The organism is Roseateles sp. YR242 (genome assembly GCF_900109745.1).
Lineage (GTDB): Bacteria > Pseudomonadota > Gammaproteobacteria > Burkholderiales > Burkholderiaceae_C > Roseateles.
The window spans coordinates 1-14919 of the sequence record NZ_FOAV01000019.1 but is presented as its reverse complement, the minus strand read 5'-3'; the positions used below and the strand labels follow the sequence as shown (position 1 = coordinate 14919).

Sequence of the window (14919 nt, the reverse complement as noted above, 5' to 3'; positions counted from 1 at the left end):
AAGGCAGGCCCATGTTCCCTCATGAACTGACCGACCCCCGCGCATTCCAGATCGCGATGGCCTTGCTGGAGGGCTTCAACAAGCACTACCGCCTCTTTCGAGCCGCCTCGGCCAGTGCCAAGCAACGCTTCGAGCAGGCGGATTGGCGGGGCCAGCAGTTGGCCCAGCGCGAGCGCATCGAGTTCTACGACCTGCGCGTGGACGAAGCCACCACGCTGCTGGAAGCGCGGTACCAGGCCAGCGGCTTACCCACCGATGTCTGGCAGCAGGTGAAGCTGCACTACATCGGCCTGCTGACCAACCATCGCCAGCCGGAGCTGGCCGAGACCTTCTTCAACTCGGTCTGCACCCGGCTGCTGCACCACAGCTACTTCCACAACGACTTCATCTTCGTGCGGCCCGCCATCTCGACCGAATTCATCGAGAACGACGAGCCCGCGGCCCAGCCCACCTACCGCTGCTACTACCCCTCGCACGACACGCTGCGCGACACCTTCATGCGCATCGTCTGGAACTTCCAGCTGGATCTGGAGTTCGAGGATCTGGAGCGCGACATCGACTGCGTGCTGAAGGCCATTGGCAGCGAGCTGGGCAACTTCCGCTGGCGCACCAATTTCCAGGTGCAGGTGCTCTCGTCCCTGTTCTACCGGAACAAGGGCGCCTATATCGTGGGCAAGATCGTCAACGGCTTTACCGAGACGGCGTTTGCCCTGCCCATCCTGCATCAGGAGCCGGCGCTGGCCGAGGGCGAGGTGGCGTTGCCGCAGCGCGACCCGGGCCTGCTGTATATCGACGCGGCCCTGTTTGGCGAGGATGACCTGCTGATGCTGTTCAGCTTTGCGCGGGCCTATTTCCTGGTGGACATGGAGGTGCCCAGCGCCTACGTGCAATTCCTGCGCTCCCTGATGCCGCGCAAGCCGAGGTCGGAGATCTACGCTGCGCTGGGGCTGCAGAAGCAGGGCAAGAACCTGTTTTACCGGGACTTCCTCAACCACCTGCGCCACAGCTCGGACAAGTTCCGCATTGCGCCCGGTATCAAGGGCATGGTGATGCTGGTGTTCGACCTGCCGTCCTATCCCTTTGTCTTCAAGGTCATCAAGGACTTCTATCCGCCGCAGAAGGACACCACGCGGGAGCAGATCCAGTCCAAGTACCTGCTGGTGAAGCAGCATGACCGCGTGGGCCGCATGGCCGACACGCTGGAATACACCCGCGTGGCCTTCCCGCGCCACCGCTTCGAGGAAGAGCTGGTGGCGGAGCTCAAGCACTTCTGCCCCAGCCTCATCGAGGAGAACGGGGACGACCTCATCATCCACCACCTCTACATCGAGCGCCGCATGGTGCCGCTCAACATCTACCTGCAGGAGGCTTCGCCCGCGCAGCTGGAGCATGCGGTGGTGGAGTACGGCAATGCCATCAAGGACATGGTGGCGGCCAACATCTTTCCCGGCGATATGTTGTGGAAGAACTTCGGCGTCACGCGCCATGGCAAGGTGGTGTTCTACGACTACGACGAGATCGAATATCTCACCGACTGCCACTTCCGCGAAGTACCGGCACCGCGCAACGAGGAAGACGAACTCTCCGGCGAGGTCTGGTACCCGGTCGGCAAGCACGATGTCTTTCCCGAGACATTCGGCCCCTTCCTGCTGGGCCACGGCCAGGTGCGCGAGGCCTTCATGGCCCACCATGCCGACCTGCTCGACCCCGCGTTCTGGCAGGCGCACAAGCAACGCATCCTCGCCGGCCACGTGCACGACGTGTTTCCGTACGATCCACACAAGCGCTTCCACGTGCAGACGACCGCCCCCGCGCCGTCAGCGCCTGAGCCGGAGCACCGCGAGCTGCCCATTCAATAAACAACCAGGCTTCAAAAGCTGAACAAGGAGACCTCCATGTCCGATTCCATCGTCATCGTGTCCGCCGCCCGCACGCCCATTGGCGGTCTGCTGGGTGACTTCGCCGGCCTCGCCGCATGGGAGCTGGGTGCCGTCGCCATCAAGGCGGCGGTCGAGCGCGCCGGCATTCCCGGCGACGCTATCAACGAAGCCTTCATTGGCAACTGCCTGATGGCCGGTCAGGGCCAGGCGCCCGCGCGCCAGGCCGTGCTCAAGGCGGGGTTGCCGCAATCGGTCGGGGCGGTGACGCTTTCCAAGATGTGTGGTGCCGGCATGCGTGCCGTCATGTTCGCCCACGACACGCTCAAGGCTGAAAGCGCCGACGTGCTGGTGGCGGGCGGCATGGAATCCATGACCAATGCGCCGCACCTGATGTTTGCGCGCAAGGGTGTGAAGTACGGTGCCGCCCAGATGTATGACCACATGGCGCTGGACGGCCTGGAAGACGCCTACGAGCGCGGCAAGGCCATGGGTGTGTTCGCCGAGCAGTGCGTGGACAAGTACGCCTTCACCCGTGAGGCGCAGGACCAGTTCGCCATCTCCTCCACCGAGCGCAGCAAGCGCGCCAACGAGGACGGCAGCTTCGCCTGGGAAATCGCGCCGGTCACGCTGGCCGGCAAGGGTGGCGACACCGTCATTGGTCGCGACGAGCAGCCTTTCAAGGCCAAGCTGGACAAGATCCCGACCTTGAAGCCGGCGTTCAAGAAGGACGGCAGCATCACGGCCGCTACCTCTTCTTCCATCAGCGACGGTGCGGCCGCCCTGGTGCTGATGCGTGAATCCACGGCACGCCAGCGCGGCTTGACGCCGGTGGCCCGCATCGTCGGCACGGCGGTGCACGCCAATGCGCCGGAATGGTTCACCACCGCCCCGGTGGGGGCCATCCAGAAGCTGCTGGCGCGCAATCAGTGGGACGCCAAGAGCGTCGATCTATGGGAAGTCAACGAGGCCTTTGCCGCGGTGACCATGGCCGCGATGGCCGAATTCAAGCTGCCGCACGAGATCGTGAACGTGAACGGTGGCGCGGTGGCGCTGGGCCACCCCATTGGCGCCTCCGGCGCCCGCATTCTGGTCACGCTGCTGGGCGCGCTCAAGCATCGTGGGTTGAAGCGTGGGGTGGCGGCGCTGTGTATTGGTGGCGGTGAAGCCACCGCTGTTGGTGTGGAGTTGATCTGATATGACACAGGTGCTGATCATTGGTGCGTCTCGCGGTATTGGCCTGGAGCTGGTGCGGCAGTACCGCGAGTCGGGCGACCAGGTGGTCGCCACGGCGCGTGACGAGGAGAGCCTGACGCGCCTGCGCGCGCTGGGCGCCACGGCCATCAAGCTGGACGTATCGGACGTGGTCAGCATTGCCGGGCTGGCGTGGCAGCTGGACGGCTTCCAGTTCAACCGCGTGATGTATGTGGCGGGTGTCTATGGCCCGCGCACCATCGGCCTGCAGCCGCCCAGCCAGGCGGACTTCGATGCGGTGATGCACACCAACGTGCTGGGCCCCATGCGTGTGCTGCCGCAGCTGCTGGATGCCTTGGCGCCGGATGCCCGCATTGGCATCGTGTCGTCGCGCATGGGTTCGCTGACACTGCGCGCCAACTCGGCGGGCTGGGTCTACCGCGCTTCCAAGGCGGCGGTGAACTCGGTGATGAAGGACATCGCCCTGGCCTTGGACGGCCGCGCGCTGTGCGTGAGCTTGCATCCGGGTTGGGTGAAGACCGACATGGGCGGCCAGGAGGCGGACATTGATGTGGCCACCAGTGCATCCAGTCTGCGCAAGGTGCTGGATGGTCTGAAGGCGGGAGAGAACGGCAGCTTCTTCAACTACGACGGGCAGCCGTTGCCTTGGTAAGCACCACGGGCCCGCCGCAAGACAGGCGGCCCCCGTCTTCACCACCGCCGATAACACCCAGGCCCGCACGCACAACGAGCGGGCCGAGGACACCAAGGGCTGACCATGCTCCTCTCCGAAGACCATCGCGCTGTGCAGGACGCTGTGCGGACCTATGTGCAGGACCAGATCGCGCCGCATGCGGCCGCCTGGGACAAGAGCCACCAGTTCCCTGCTGAACAGCTCAAGGGCCTTGCGGCGCTGGGCTGCTACGGCGTGGCGGTGCCGACCGAGTACGACGGTGCGGGCCTGGACTACCTCTCGCTGGCATTGATCCTGGAAGAGATCGGCGCGGGTGACGGGGCCACCTCCACCGTGGTGAGCGTCAACAACTGCCCGGTGTGCAGCATCCTGATGGCCTTTGGCAATGATGATCAAAAGGAGCGATTCCTCAAGCCACTGGCGCGTGGTGACATGCTGGGCGCCTTCTGCCTGACCGAGCCGCATGTGGGATCCGAAGCTGGTGGCCTGAAGACCACCGCTGTGCGCGACGGCGACGAATACGTGCTTAACGGTGTGAAGCAGTTCATCACCAGTGGCAAGAACGGTGACGTTGCCATCGTCATGGCGGTGACCGACAAGGCGGCCGGAAAAAAAGGCATCAGCGCCTTCCTCGTGCCGACACGCACGCCGGGCTATGTGGTGGCACGCATCGAAGACAAGATGGGCCAGCATGCCAGCGACACGGCCCAGATCCTGTTCGAGAACTGCCGCGTGCCTGCGGCCAATCGGTTGGGTGACGAAGGGCAGGGGCTGAAGATCGCGCTCTCCGGGCTGGAGGGTGGCCGCATTGGCATCGCCTCGCAGTCGGTGGGCATGGCACGAGCGGCCTTCGAGGCGGCGCTGAGGTACAGCAAGGAGCGGGTCGCCTTTGGCGTGCCGATCTTTGAACACCAGGCGCTGCAGCACAAGCTGGCCGACATGGCCACGCAGATCGAGGCCGCCCGCCAGTTGATCTGGCATGCCGCGAGCCTCAAGGACGCCGGCCAGCCTTGCCTGAAGGAGGCTGCCATGGCCAAGCTCTTTGCGAGCGAGATGGCAGAGAAGGTCTGCTCTGCCGCCATCCAGGTGTTTGGCGGTTACGGCTACGTGAGCGATTTCCCGGTGGAGCGGATCTACCGCGATGTTCGGGTCACGCAGATCTACGAAGGGACGTCCGAGGTTCAGAAGATTCTGATTGGGCGGGCGTTGATCTGAGCTTCAACAAGGGCGCGGCGCTGCCACCCGCGCGGTCATAGTTTCATTCCGCGCCAAATGACAGCCTCCGTAGAAAAAGACACGACCGGCTGAATCACCCGCGACCACCCCGCCGGCCACCTCCGACCCAATGTACCCGCTGCCTGTCTGGCTCCGCTCCCGTTGCTCCCGACAAGCGCTCCAAACGGCAAAACGGCCAGACGCCAGACGGCCAGAGGGCCAGACGGGCAAAAGCCCCTTTCGGGGCCTTTGACCGGGCGCGAGGAGGGAACGCCCAGGGGAGAAACTGTGGTGATGCGATCAGTAGCTGATCGTCACCGTGACGGTGTCGGTATAGCTCCCAGGCACCGCATTGGCCAGCGAAGGCAGACGGCCATACACGGTCAGGCTCTGCGTGCTGCCGGAGCCCGTGCCGTTCTTGGCCGAGCTGGACGACGTGCCATCGCCCCACACAGTCGAACGGCCGGAATCCAGATACAGCTGATAGGCCAGGGTGTCCGAGCCACTCTTCATCGTGCGGCTTGCGTAGTTGGAGGCGCCACCGGCGTTGGCGCCAGCGTTCAGCGACACCGTGTAGGGCGTGGTGTTGGAGCAGGAGACGCTCACGGTGGAGGTGGCATCCACCGGGGTGGAGCTGCTCAGCGAATCCAGCGTGTTACCAAAATTCAGGGAGGAGCCGGACACCGTACAGGCACTGATGACGGTGGCGGTGACCTGGAAGGTTGTGGTGACGGGCGTGGCCGCCGTCGCCCGATTCGCAAACACCGCCAGAGCCAGGCCGACCAGGATGACGGACCCCTGCAGCAGACGGGTGGTGAGTTGCTGCTTCGGGCTTGCAATGGTGCGGGTGGTTTTCATGGTGGTGGCTCCCTGTTGATGAAACGAATCTTCGTTTCCGGGGGGGAAAGCCAACAGACGGCGCTTGCGCATCGCCCCGTCCCATTTCCGCGTCAGCCGCTGTAGGCGGTTTCCTCACACCTGTGGGCCACCCGCCCGCCCTGCGGCCTTCCCGTGAAAAACCGCACATCCGGATGTGCCATACGGAGTTTCACCAGGGACACCACACCACCCGGCAGATGTGCTGAGCCCCCCGCGATGCAGGCCGGGCCTACGACAGCCCTTTGCGCGCAACGGTTCCGCCGACTAGGGAAAGAACTACCCCTTTGTCCAGGGGGGAATGGGCGTTTCCGAACGCTGTTGATTCGTGAAGCGCGTCACACAATCAAGCGGCCCGGGGATGGGGCAGTCCGGACCGTCCCACGGAAATTCTGGCGTCAGCCGCATGACGGTGAGCGCGTCTCCAACAAGTACGGGGTGGACATCCCACCACTATCTCCAGAAGGACCTGCAATGTTCAAGCAAGCCTGCGCGGCATTGGCGCTGGTGGGTGCAATGGCATCCGCGCACGCCGACGCCACCCTCATCAGCGAGGGATTCGACAACGTCGCCAACCTGACCTCCTCCGGGTGGCAGATCCTCAACCTGAACACACCGGCCGGCCTGACCTCGCCCTGGGTGCAAGGAGACGAGACGGTGTTCACCGCGCTGAGCGGTGCCGGCAACTCCTACATCAGCAGCAACTTCAACAACGCCGCCGCAGGGGGCAGCCTGGCCAGTTGGCTGATCACCCCAGTGTTCTCCACTGCCGAGAACCTGGTTATCACCTTCTGGGCCAAGGCCGACATCATCGACGGCTATTACGACCAACTGGCCTTCGGCCTGGTGGACGCCGCCGGCAACCCTTCCAGCCTGGTGCTGGACACGCAGGTGACGGTGACTGGCGACTGGAGCCAGTACACGCTGAGCCTGGCCGGCCTGGGCGCAGGCACGACCGCTCGCTTCGCCATTGAATATGTGGGCAGCGCCGACCTCTCCAACTACGTGGGCGTGGACAACCTGGCGGTGACCGCGGTGCCGGAACCGGGCAGCTTTGCCCTGGCTGGCCTGGGCCTGATCGGCCTGGTGGCCGTGCGCCGCCGCCGTCAGGCGCGTTGAGCGTCCCGTTGCACAAGGAGCTACAGATGTTGATCCGAACCCTGACCCTGACCGTCGCGGCCCTGCTGCCGCTGGCCGCTTCGGCTGCCGAAGGCAGCCTGCCTGTCAGCGAAGCTGCCCAGGACGCCCTGGTGGTGGTGCGTGATGCCGAGACCGGCAAGCTGCGCGCGGCCACCAACGAGGAACGCGCCTCGCTGCAATCGCTGCGCGCTGCGAAGCGCTCGGTGGCATTGAGTGCCGTGGCCGCCACGCCCCAGGTCAAGCGCCATCCCAATGGCGCCACCGGCGTGCGCCTGACCGACGACATGACGTCCTACTCCGTGATGGTGCGCCGCCCCGACGGCAAGCTCGAAGAGCTGTGCTTCGCCACCAAGGAAGAAGCCGACGCTGCCGTCACCAAGGGCGTCTTCACCAAGTCCGAACTCCCGACCAAGTGAGCACCATGGACAAGAGCATCAAGACTTTCGCTTTGCGCGCCAGCCTGCTGGCCGCCCTGTGCGCCGCCGGTGCCACCCAGGCCGCCACCATCGTGGTCACGAGCCGGGACCCCGCAGGCGTGGGCTTCAACGACACGACGCCGGTCGCGCCCGTTGGCGGCAACCCGGGCACCACGCTCGGTGAACAGCGTCGTTATGTCTACCGCTACGTGGCGGACATCTGGGAAACGCAGCTCGACAGCGACGTCACCATCACGGTGAATGCCGCCTGGGAAGCGCTGACCTGCACCGCCAGCAGCGCCACGCTGGGCAGTGCCTCCGCCTGGAACATCTGGCACGACTTCCCCAACGGGAAGCCCGGCACCTGGTACCCCCAGGCGCTGGCCAACAAGCTGGCGGGCTACAACCTGACCGACGGCATTGAGGACGACGGCAGCGGCTACGGCAACGTCGACATCAAGACCCAGTTCAACGTCAACCTCGGCAAGAGCGACTGCCTGGACGGCAGCCCGTTCTATCTGGGCGTGGACGGCAACGCCGGCACAGCGGTGAACTTCGTTGAAACCCTGCTGCATGAACTGGGCCACGGCCTGGGCTTCTCGGTGCTGACTGTCTACACCGGCTCGGTGTCCAGCGCGGTGGGCTACCGGCTGAATGCGGACGGTACGGCCTACCAGTCCAGCGGCGGCCTGCCCAGCGTCTGGGAACAGTACATGTACGACAACACGGCTGGCAAGACGTGGTTGAACATGACCAGTGCCGAGCGCCGGGTGTCGACCACCAATGCGCTGGGCCTGGCCTGGATCGGCCCACAAGCCGTGGCGGGTGCTGCCACTACGTTGACCTCGCTGCCGGTGCTCAAGACGGCCACGTCGGCGCCGGGGTACTCGGGCTTTTACGCCTACAACACCGCGTCCTTCGGGCCGTCGGTGGCCACGGGCCTGTCGTTGGGTGCGCTGGCGGTGACGCCGACGGACCTGGTCAATGGCGGCGGATGCCTGACGTTTGACGCGGCCACGGCAGCGGCTGTTGCCGGCAAGGTTGCCATCATCGACCGTGGGGTTTGCGGCTTTGCCGTCAAGGCGAAGAATGCGCAGAACGCGGGTGCCATTGGCGTGATCATCGCCAACAACACCGGTGGTGCGGCACCTGGCCTGGGTGGCTCGGATCCGACGGTGGTCATCCCGACCATCAGCGTGTCGCAGGCCGATGGTGCGACGCTGAAGGCTGCTGTCGCCGCTGCAGTGCCTTACGGTACGCGCAAGGCCGCGGGGCTGGTCTCGGCGTCGCTGGCGGTGGATGCCTCGCGTCGTGCGGGTGCTGATGCGCTGGGCCGTCCGCTGCTCTACACGCCTTCGACGCTGGCCTCGGGCTCGTCCGTCTCTCACTGGGACGTGTCGGCCTTCCCCAACCTGCTGATGGAACCCAACATCAACAGCGACCTGACGACCATTCTGGTTCCGCCCAAGGACCTGACTCGTCCGCTGCTGAAGGACATCGGCTGGTGATGGCCCGGCCAGCGTGAGCTGGCCATTCCCCCCATTCCATGCAAGGGCCCGGTGCGAAAGCATCGGGCTTTTTCTTTGCCCCATCTGGCCCGCCGAGACGCTCCAACCTTGATCGCTCCGCGATCCGGAGGACAACTCAGCAGTTGCCCGCCACCGACGGCGCGTCCTTCAGTCTGTCATCCATCGGATGAAGCGACTTGATGCGGTTCTCATAAACACGGGTGCATTTGCTGCCCTGCTGGATCACGGTAGAGCCCGTGCCGCTGGTGGAGGACTGGACCACGATCGGCAGCGTGCCCATGGCGTCGGCCATCCGATGTTCCATGGTGCGCGCCTCGGTGTGCGCACGGGGGTCATTGCGCACCTGGTCCATCATCGATTCCGGGCGGGGAGAAGACGCGGCGCGGGGCGGCAGGGTCAGCCGCAGTGTGCTGGCGGTGCCCGCTTGGCCGGGTGCTGGTGCCGCGGTGGTCGGTGATGCAGGGGCGTCGATGCTGGCGGCGTCGGGAAGCAGGCTGGTCGTGCGCTGAGGGGCAGGCGTCAGCGCGGGCGGTGCCAGAACGGTGACCGGTGGAACCGGCGCACGAGTGGGCCGGCCGTCACGCGGCGGCGGCTTGGCCACACGCGGGTCCGGCGGCAAGGGCAGCAGCCGGATCTCGGTGACCGTGTTCCCGATGTGCTGCCGCGGCCGCTCCAGCCGCAGCAAGCCCCACCAGGCGCCCTGGATCAAGGCAGCGGCCAGAAGACCGATGCCCATGCGGGACCGGGACGGCGCTGGAAGCCCCGCGCCGCTCATCCTTGGCCCAACCTCTGCGGACACGCTTTCGCCATCCACGCCTTTCCTTGAGGGAACGAAAGAGACCGCCGGCGGCCGCTGGAGGCGGCTGTGGGACCTGAACCGCCGTGCCCACGGTCGGCGGATCGCGGCGCAGTATAGAGGCGGGCCGCGAGGCTGATCACCCACCCTGGAACGCCCGGCCTCCCCCGATTGGAGCAGGCCGCCGCCAGCCCCGCCCCGGATGATGGAGGCCCGCAGGCGCGGGCGATCCGTGCCGGCCCCGTCCTTCCCCCCATAGGCCGTTCATGACCACTTCGACCTCCCTTCTGACGCCGCAAGACTGCTGCGTCCTGCTCGTGGACCCGCAACCTGGCCTGGCCTTCGCGGTGCAGTCCACCGACCGCCAACTGTTGCTGAACAACCTGTTGGCGTTGGGCCGTACGGCGAGCGCCTTCTCCATTCCGCTGATCCTGAGCACTTCCGCCACCAAGGTGTACAGCGGACCGACCTTCGCCGTGCTGCGCCAGGCTCTGCCGGACATCGAGCCGATCGACCGGCGCTCGATGAACGCCTGGGAAGACGACGCGGTGCGTTCAGCCGTGCAGGCAACGGGTCGCAAGACCATCATCCTCGCCGGCCTGCTCACCGAGGCCTGCGTGAGCTTCCCGGCGCTGAGTGCCGTGCGCGACGGTTACCGCGTCCTGTGCGTGGCCGACGCCTGCGGAGGCGCGACGGTGGAAAGCCACCGTCTGTCCCTGGACCGCCTGCGCGACGCGGGTGTGGAGATGACCAGCTGGCTGCAGTTCCTGCTGGAACTCCAGCGAGACTGGACCCGCCACGAGACCTACGACGCGGCAAGGGCCATCGTGGAAGCCCACGCGGGTGGCTACGGCATTGGCTTGTCGTATGCACGGGACATGATCAAGCCGCCCACGCCGGCCGCCACGCCCAGCCCGGCATCCGGCGCCTGAGCCGATGCCCCTTTGGGGCACGGAAATGGACTGATCGCCGCACGCCTCCCCTGGCGGCGGCCCGGGCCGATGGATCCCCCTCGGCCCCCGTCCCCCTATTGGGGGAGCGCCTCGCGGACCTGTTCAAAAGCTTGTCCGCCGATCACCTACGCCAACGCGCGGCAACTCCACCTCACGGTAAACGGCGGCTGCCTCATGGTCTGCGGCCGGGCGAAGCGCGACCATTGCGGTCATGAAAGTCGCTGTTGTCGAAGACTCTTTGCCAGTACGTCGCCTTCTGGTGCGCCGTGCGGAAAACGAACCCGGCGTGACCGTGGTGGCGCAAGCCACCAGCGAGGACGAGGCGGTGGAGGCCGTGTTGGCCACCTCCCCTGACGTGGTGCTGCTGGACATTCATCTGGCGCCGGGATCCGGCTTCTCCGTCCTCAAGCGTCTCCGTCAACGTTCGTTTGGCGGACAGGTCTTCGTGCTCAGCGCGAGTGACCGGGCCACCGTGGCGGCGCAATGCGAGCGTCATGGCGCTGACGGGTTCTACGACAAGGCTTTTGATTTTGAACAGCTGATGGTGGACTTGCGTGAACTGGCGCGCGGCGGCGCTGCCAATTCCCGCTGGATGTTCCATATGGATGGTGCTCGCGCCGTGGTCAACGGTTGACCACAGCGAGGGCAGGGAGCGGGCACATGATTCGACGACTGATCCAACAACGTCCGGGCCGCATGACGATGTGGCTGGTGATGGGCAATGTGCTGGTGGTGGCTGCCCTGGTGGCCATGACCACGTTCAGTCTGCGCTCGCATCTCCAGTCCGAGGAAGCGCGTGCCCGTGATACTGCGGACAACCTGGCCCAGAGCCTGAGCGTCGAGGTCAGTGCCGAGCTGCGTAACGCGGACAACGCGCTCTCCACCATTGCCTTGCGTTTTCACAGCGCGCGTGCATCGAAGGACCACGAGGAGTCGCTGGTTCGCATCATCGAGGAGCAGCGCAGCCTGCTGCCGCAGGTCGCTTCGTTGCGCATCACGGATATCTACGGCAATGTGATTGCGGGCTTCTCGAAGGACGAGAAGGCGCACAACGTGGCCGACCGCCCCTATTTCAGCCAGGCGATGATGAGTGCCGACATGGTGATCTCGGAGCCTTTGCAGGGCCGAACCACTGGTGCATGGAGCATCGTGCTGGCCCGCCGCCTGATGAACCATGATGGGCAATTTGCCGGTGTGGTGTATGCGGCCGTCAATTCCCAGCACTTCGTGAACCGTTTCAGTCAGCTGGCATTGGGGCGTTCCGGTGCGGTGTCCCTGCGCACGGATGGGCTCAACCTGATCGCTCGTTATTCGGCGAGCGAGCCTGGCAGCACGCGTGGATTTGGTGCGCGCAACCTGTCGCAAGAGCTGCTGAAGAATCTGGCGAAGAATGCGCAGCACGGGGTCTACCTGACTCGCGTGGCGTTGGACAACGTGGAGCGGGTCACGGCTTATCGGCATATCGCCGGTTATCCGGTCACGGTGTTCACTGGCATGAGCAGCGAGGACTATCTGGTGTCCTGGTGGCGGCAGGTCTGGCAGCAATCCATGCTGGCCGCGCTGGTGGCGCTGGCGGTGGCTTGTTGCTCGTGGTTGATCCATTGGCATCTGCGCGGCGAACACCGTTCCCGGCAGGCGTTGGCGCAACTGGCGCAGGAGCAGGAGGTCATGCTCCAGAACTACCTGATCGGCATGGTGCGTGTGCGTGGTGGCCGGGCGGCCTGGTGCAATCCGGCGCTGGAGCGCATGTTTGGTTATGAGGCCGGTGAATTGCGGGAACGTGATTCGCGACTGCTCTACCTGTCGGATGAGGATCACCTGCGTGTGGTCAAAGAGGGTTCGGCGGCCATCCGTGGCGGGGATCCCTATCGGACTCAGCTGCGCATGCGCCGCAAGGACGGCAGTGCATTCTGGGTGGACGTGAGTGGCTCGGTGTTGTCGGACTCGGAATCGCTGTGGATGCTGGTTGACATTGACAGCCTCAAGATGAGTGAGGAAGTGGCGCAGCAGCAGGCCACGCGTGATGCGTTGACCAACCTGCCCAATCGCCGGGTGCTGGAAGACCGCCTGGGTGATGCCATCCAGGCCTCGCGCCGGACGGGCGAGGGATATGCGCTGTGTTATCTGGACCTGGATGGATTCAAGCCGGTCAATGACCAGCATGGCCACGAGGCGGGTGACGAGGTGCTCAAGCAGGTGGGGCAACGCCTGCAGGATCTGGTGCGCAGCAAGGATGTGGTGGCGCGCATGGGGGGTGACGAGTTCGCCATCCTGTTGCCTGGTGTCAACCGTGTTGCCGATGCGGAGCAACTGCTTCAGCGTGTGCTCTTCTCGATTCAGCGCCGGATCCAGCTGGATTCGGGCGAGACGGTGTCGGTCAACGCCAGCATTGGTGCTGTTATTGGCACTGGGGCGGACATTGGGCGTGATGTCTTGCGTGCGGCTGATGAAGCCATGTACACGGTCAAGCGCAAGGGCAAGGGCCGCATCAGCGTCATCACCCAACCGCACCTGCGCCCCGTCCCCGAAACCGTCTCAGAAGCCTGGGCCGCAGCGGCCTGACCCAACCTGACCCAACGAGCCGCCCGGGACATGCAAGGTCCTTGGCCTGTTCGGCGGATAGTGGATCGAGGAGGAGCCTTTCGCCAAGGCTCCTCCATGCATCTAGTCGTACCGCTCCTCTATGCGGGCCGCATCTCAACGGCCACCGCACATCGCTGGGAGATCGACAGAGATTTGCTGGACCAGTTCATCGCCAACATGGGACTCACGGGGCTGGATGGCGAGTCGCGCGAACGGAAAGCGTCTCAGCAAGTCGTGGCGACGTGGCCGCAATGGCGGCCGGGCGACTCAGAATCCGTCCGATGAGCACTGTAACCATAACTCCCGGGGCAGTTGCCAACGCCTGCAAAAGCGCCGCTTTCTCCACATCAGCACTCACAGGGGTTGCCCGCTTCGGAACATAGCGCAGATCGATCTTCACCGATCTGCGGATTGCCTGGCGTTCTTGAGCTCATCACCTCCCCCAAAACTTCATGTGAGGATCATCTACGCATCGGTCACTAAAATCTATCAATAGACCGGAGTGTGCGCATGTCTCTTGGGGGCTGGAGGTGGATTGGCATCTGTGGCGTTGCAGCCTCTTTCTTTGCGCTCGTCATTTATATGACTTCCATTGAGCACAATGCGGTGCGCCTCGCCGACCGCTCCGAGCGAGGCCACACGCTGGTGACTTCTCCGCAACCATCCGGTCCAAGCCTACGTACCGCAGAATCTTCCGTTAACAGGAAGGTTCCATCAGGCTGGAATTCGATGGCTGTTAACGACAATCTGGGGGAGATCTACGATGCTGCAAGAAACTTCCCCGATTCCGAGTTTCGGCATGCCGCACTTCGAATAGCTAGCTTTTGTGGAGTTTTGCCGACGACGCCGATGGACATAGAAACGGCCGCAGTGGTCGAAAGCAACCCCAACCGGCAAAAGCGGTTGATGGTAGAAGTTGACGCAGCCCGCCAGAGGTTGGCAGCTTTCTGTCGATCCGGCAGCAGTGACGCCTATATGGATGACATTCGGGAGAAGCGCGTTGTCATCGACGGCGTATCTATGAAGTTCCGGCGTGGCCCTAAAGTGTCGGATGGAACGTCTCCAAATCAATGGGAAACCACTGTTCTGGCGAATCCAGAGGCTTTCCCGATTGGGTTGGATGGGTGGTTAGAGACCAACCTACCTAAGCTTTTGCCTTCACGGATTAGTGAGAACAAAAAACTGACTCAGGCTATTGCCGAAGATTTATACGGCAAGTTCCTGGGTGAATCACCGGATGGTGGAGTTCGTAGCCTTTATCAGTGTGCAATATTGCTTAATTGCCCAAACAGCGATGACCTAACGCAGGATCAATGGCAGGAAGTCGAGGCCCTTTCTCTTGAGATTGAGGCGAAAATTCGACAGCAGCGGTGGGGTGACCTTGCCACAACATCAAAATGAATTGGCACGTGTTTTCGCTGTGCCTCTGTGGCTGCAGAGGAGAATTCTGGCGGCTGCTGTCCTCGTGGACACGGACATAGGCTCCTTGGACTGCCCCTAGGCCCGAACAGCCTGGGGCTCACGTCCCCACCACTGCTCCTCTATGCATCGAGTCGCTTGAACGCGCGCAGCGCCGTTCAAGCGGGGCTCTGGTATGCGCAGAGGGCCACCGCCGGGCCGCCCCAAGGTGGCCCTTCAGCCCCCTC

13 protein-coding genes are annotated in these 14919 nt (G+C 64.3%); 11 read left to right on the top strand and 2 right to left on the bottom strand.

All coding sequences use genetic code 11. The features are described 5' to 3' along the window. The first annotated feature begins 11 nt into the window (after positions 1–11). From aceK to BMY53_RS23365, 4 genes are all read left to right on the top strand, one after another. Positions 12–1859: a bifunctional isocitrate dehydrogenase kinase/phosphatase gene (gene aceK / locus BMY53_RS23380; protein ID WP_092949254.1), complete on the top strand. Its 1848-nt coding sequence runs from the start codon at positions 12–14 to the stop codon at positions 1857–1859. Positions 1860–1895: 36 nt separating this feature from the next. Next, the gene (locus BMY53_RS23375) at positions 1896–3074 is read left to right on the top strand and encodes an acetyl-CoA C-acyltransferase (RefSeq protein ID WP_092949252.1); all 1179 of its coding nucleotides are present in this window, start codon (positions 1896–1898) and stop codon (positions 3072–3074) included. Between the two features lies 1 nt (position 3075). Further along, positions 3076–3744 carry an SDR family oxidoreductase gene (locus BMY53_RS23370; protein WP_092949250.1) on the top strand — a complete coding sequence of 223 codons (669 nt, stop codon included), beginning with the start codon at positions 3076–3078 and terminating at the stop codon, positions 3742–3744. A gap of 105 nt (positions 3745–3849) precedes the next feature. Beyond that, positions 3850–4980, top strand: coding sequence for an acyl-CoA dehydrogenase family protein (locus tag BMY53_RS23365; protein WP_092949248.1), 1131 nt, complete (start codon positions 3850–3852; stop codon positions 4978–4980). Between the two features lie 300 nt (positions 4981–5280). Here the strand turns inward: BMY53_RS23365 and BMY53_RS23360 are convergent, their stop codons facing one another. Then, a complete protein-coding gene (locus tag BMY53_RS23360) occupies positions 5281–5838 on the bottom strand; it encodes a Csu type fimbrial protein (protein ID WP_092949373.1) in 558 nt (185 codons plus the stop codon). Between the two features lie 492 nt (positions 5839–6330). Between BMY53_RS23360 and BMY53_RS23355 the strand changes: the two genes are divergently transcribed. From BMY53_RS23355 to BMY53_RS26765, 3 genes are read left to right on the top strand one after another with little or no spacing between them, the layout of a single operon-like run. Then, positions 6331–6975, top strand: a complete 645-nt coding sequence (locus tag BMY53_RS23355) for a choice-of-anchor J family PEP-CTERM protein (protein WP_092949246.1) — start codon at positions 6331–6333, stop codon at positions 6973–6975. 26 nt (positions 6976–7001) lie between these two features. Beyond that, positions 7002–7412 (top strand): post-PEP-CTERM-1 domain-containing protein, encoded by a 411-nt coding sequence (locus BMY53_RS23350; protein ID WP_092949244.1) that lies wholly within the window; start codon positions 7002–7004, stop codon positions 7410–7412. A gap of 5 nt (positions 7413–7417) precedes the next feature. Beyond that, positions 7418–8920, top strand: coding sequence for a PA domain-containing protein (locus tag BMY53_RS26765; RefSeq protein WP_143074212.1), 1503 nt, complete (start codon positions 7418–7420; stop codon positions 8918–8920). A gap of 136 nt (positions 8921–9056) precedes the next feature. Here the strand turns inward: BMY53_RS26765 and BMY53_RS23340 are convergent, their stop codons facing one another. After that, complete coding sequence (locus BMY53_RS23340; protein WP_092949240.1) at positions 9057–9677, bottom strand: hypothetical protein; 621 nt, start codon at positions 9675–9677, stop codon at positions 9057–9059. A 326-nt stretch (positions 9678–10003) separates the two neighbouring features. Between BMY53_RS23340 and BMY53_RS23335 the strand changes: the two genes are divergently transcribed. The 4 genes from BMY53_RS23335 to BMY53_RS25730 all read left to right on the top strand — a co-directional run bounded on the left by BMY53_RS23335 (position 10004) and on the right by BMY53_RS25730 (position 14674). Further along, positions 10004–10669, top strand: coding sequence for an isochorismatase family protein (locus BMY53_RS23335; RefSeq protein ID WP_092949238.1), 666 nt, complete (start codon positions 10004–10006; stop codon positions 10667–10669). Positions 10670–10901: 232 nt separating this feature from the next. Next, positions 10902–11324 (top strand): response regulator, encoded by a 423-nt coding sequence (locus tag BMY53_RS23330; RefSeq protein WP_092949236.1) that lies wholly within the window; start codon positions 10902–10904, stop codon positions 11322–11324. Positions 11325–11350: 26 nt separating this feature from the next. Beyond that, positions 11351–13252 carry a bifunctional diguanylate cyclase/phosphodiesterase gene (locus BMY53_RS23325; RefSeq protein ID WP_092949234.1) on the top strand — a complete coding sequence of 634 codons (1902 nt, stop codon included), beginning with the start codon at positions 11351–11353 and terminating at the stop codon, positions 13250–13252. Positions 13253–13783: 531 nt separating this feature from the next. Next, a complete protein-coding gene (locus BMY53_RS25730) occupies positions 13784–14674 on the top strand; it encodes a hypothetical protein (protein WP_143074211.1) in 891 nt (296 codons plus the stop codon). Positions 14675–14919: the final 245 nt, after the last annotated feature.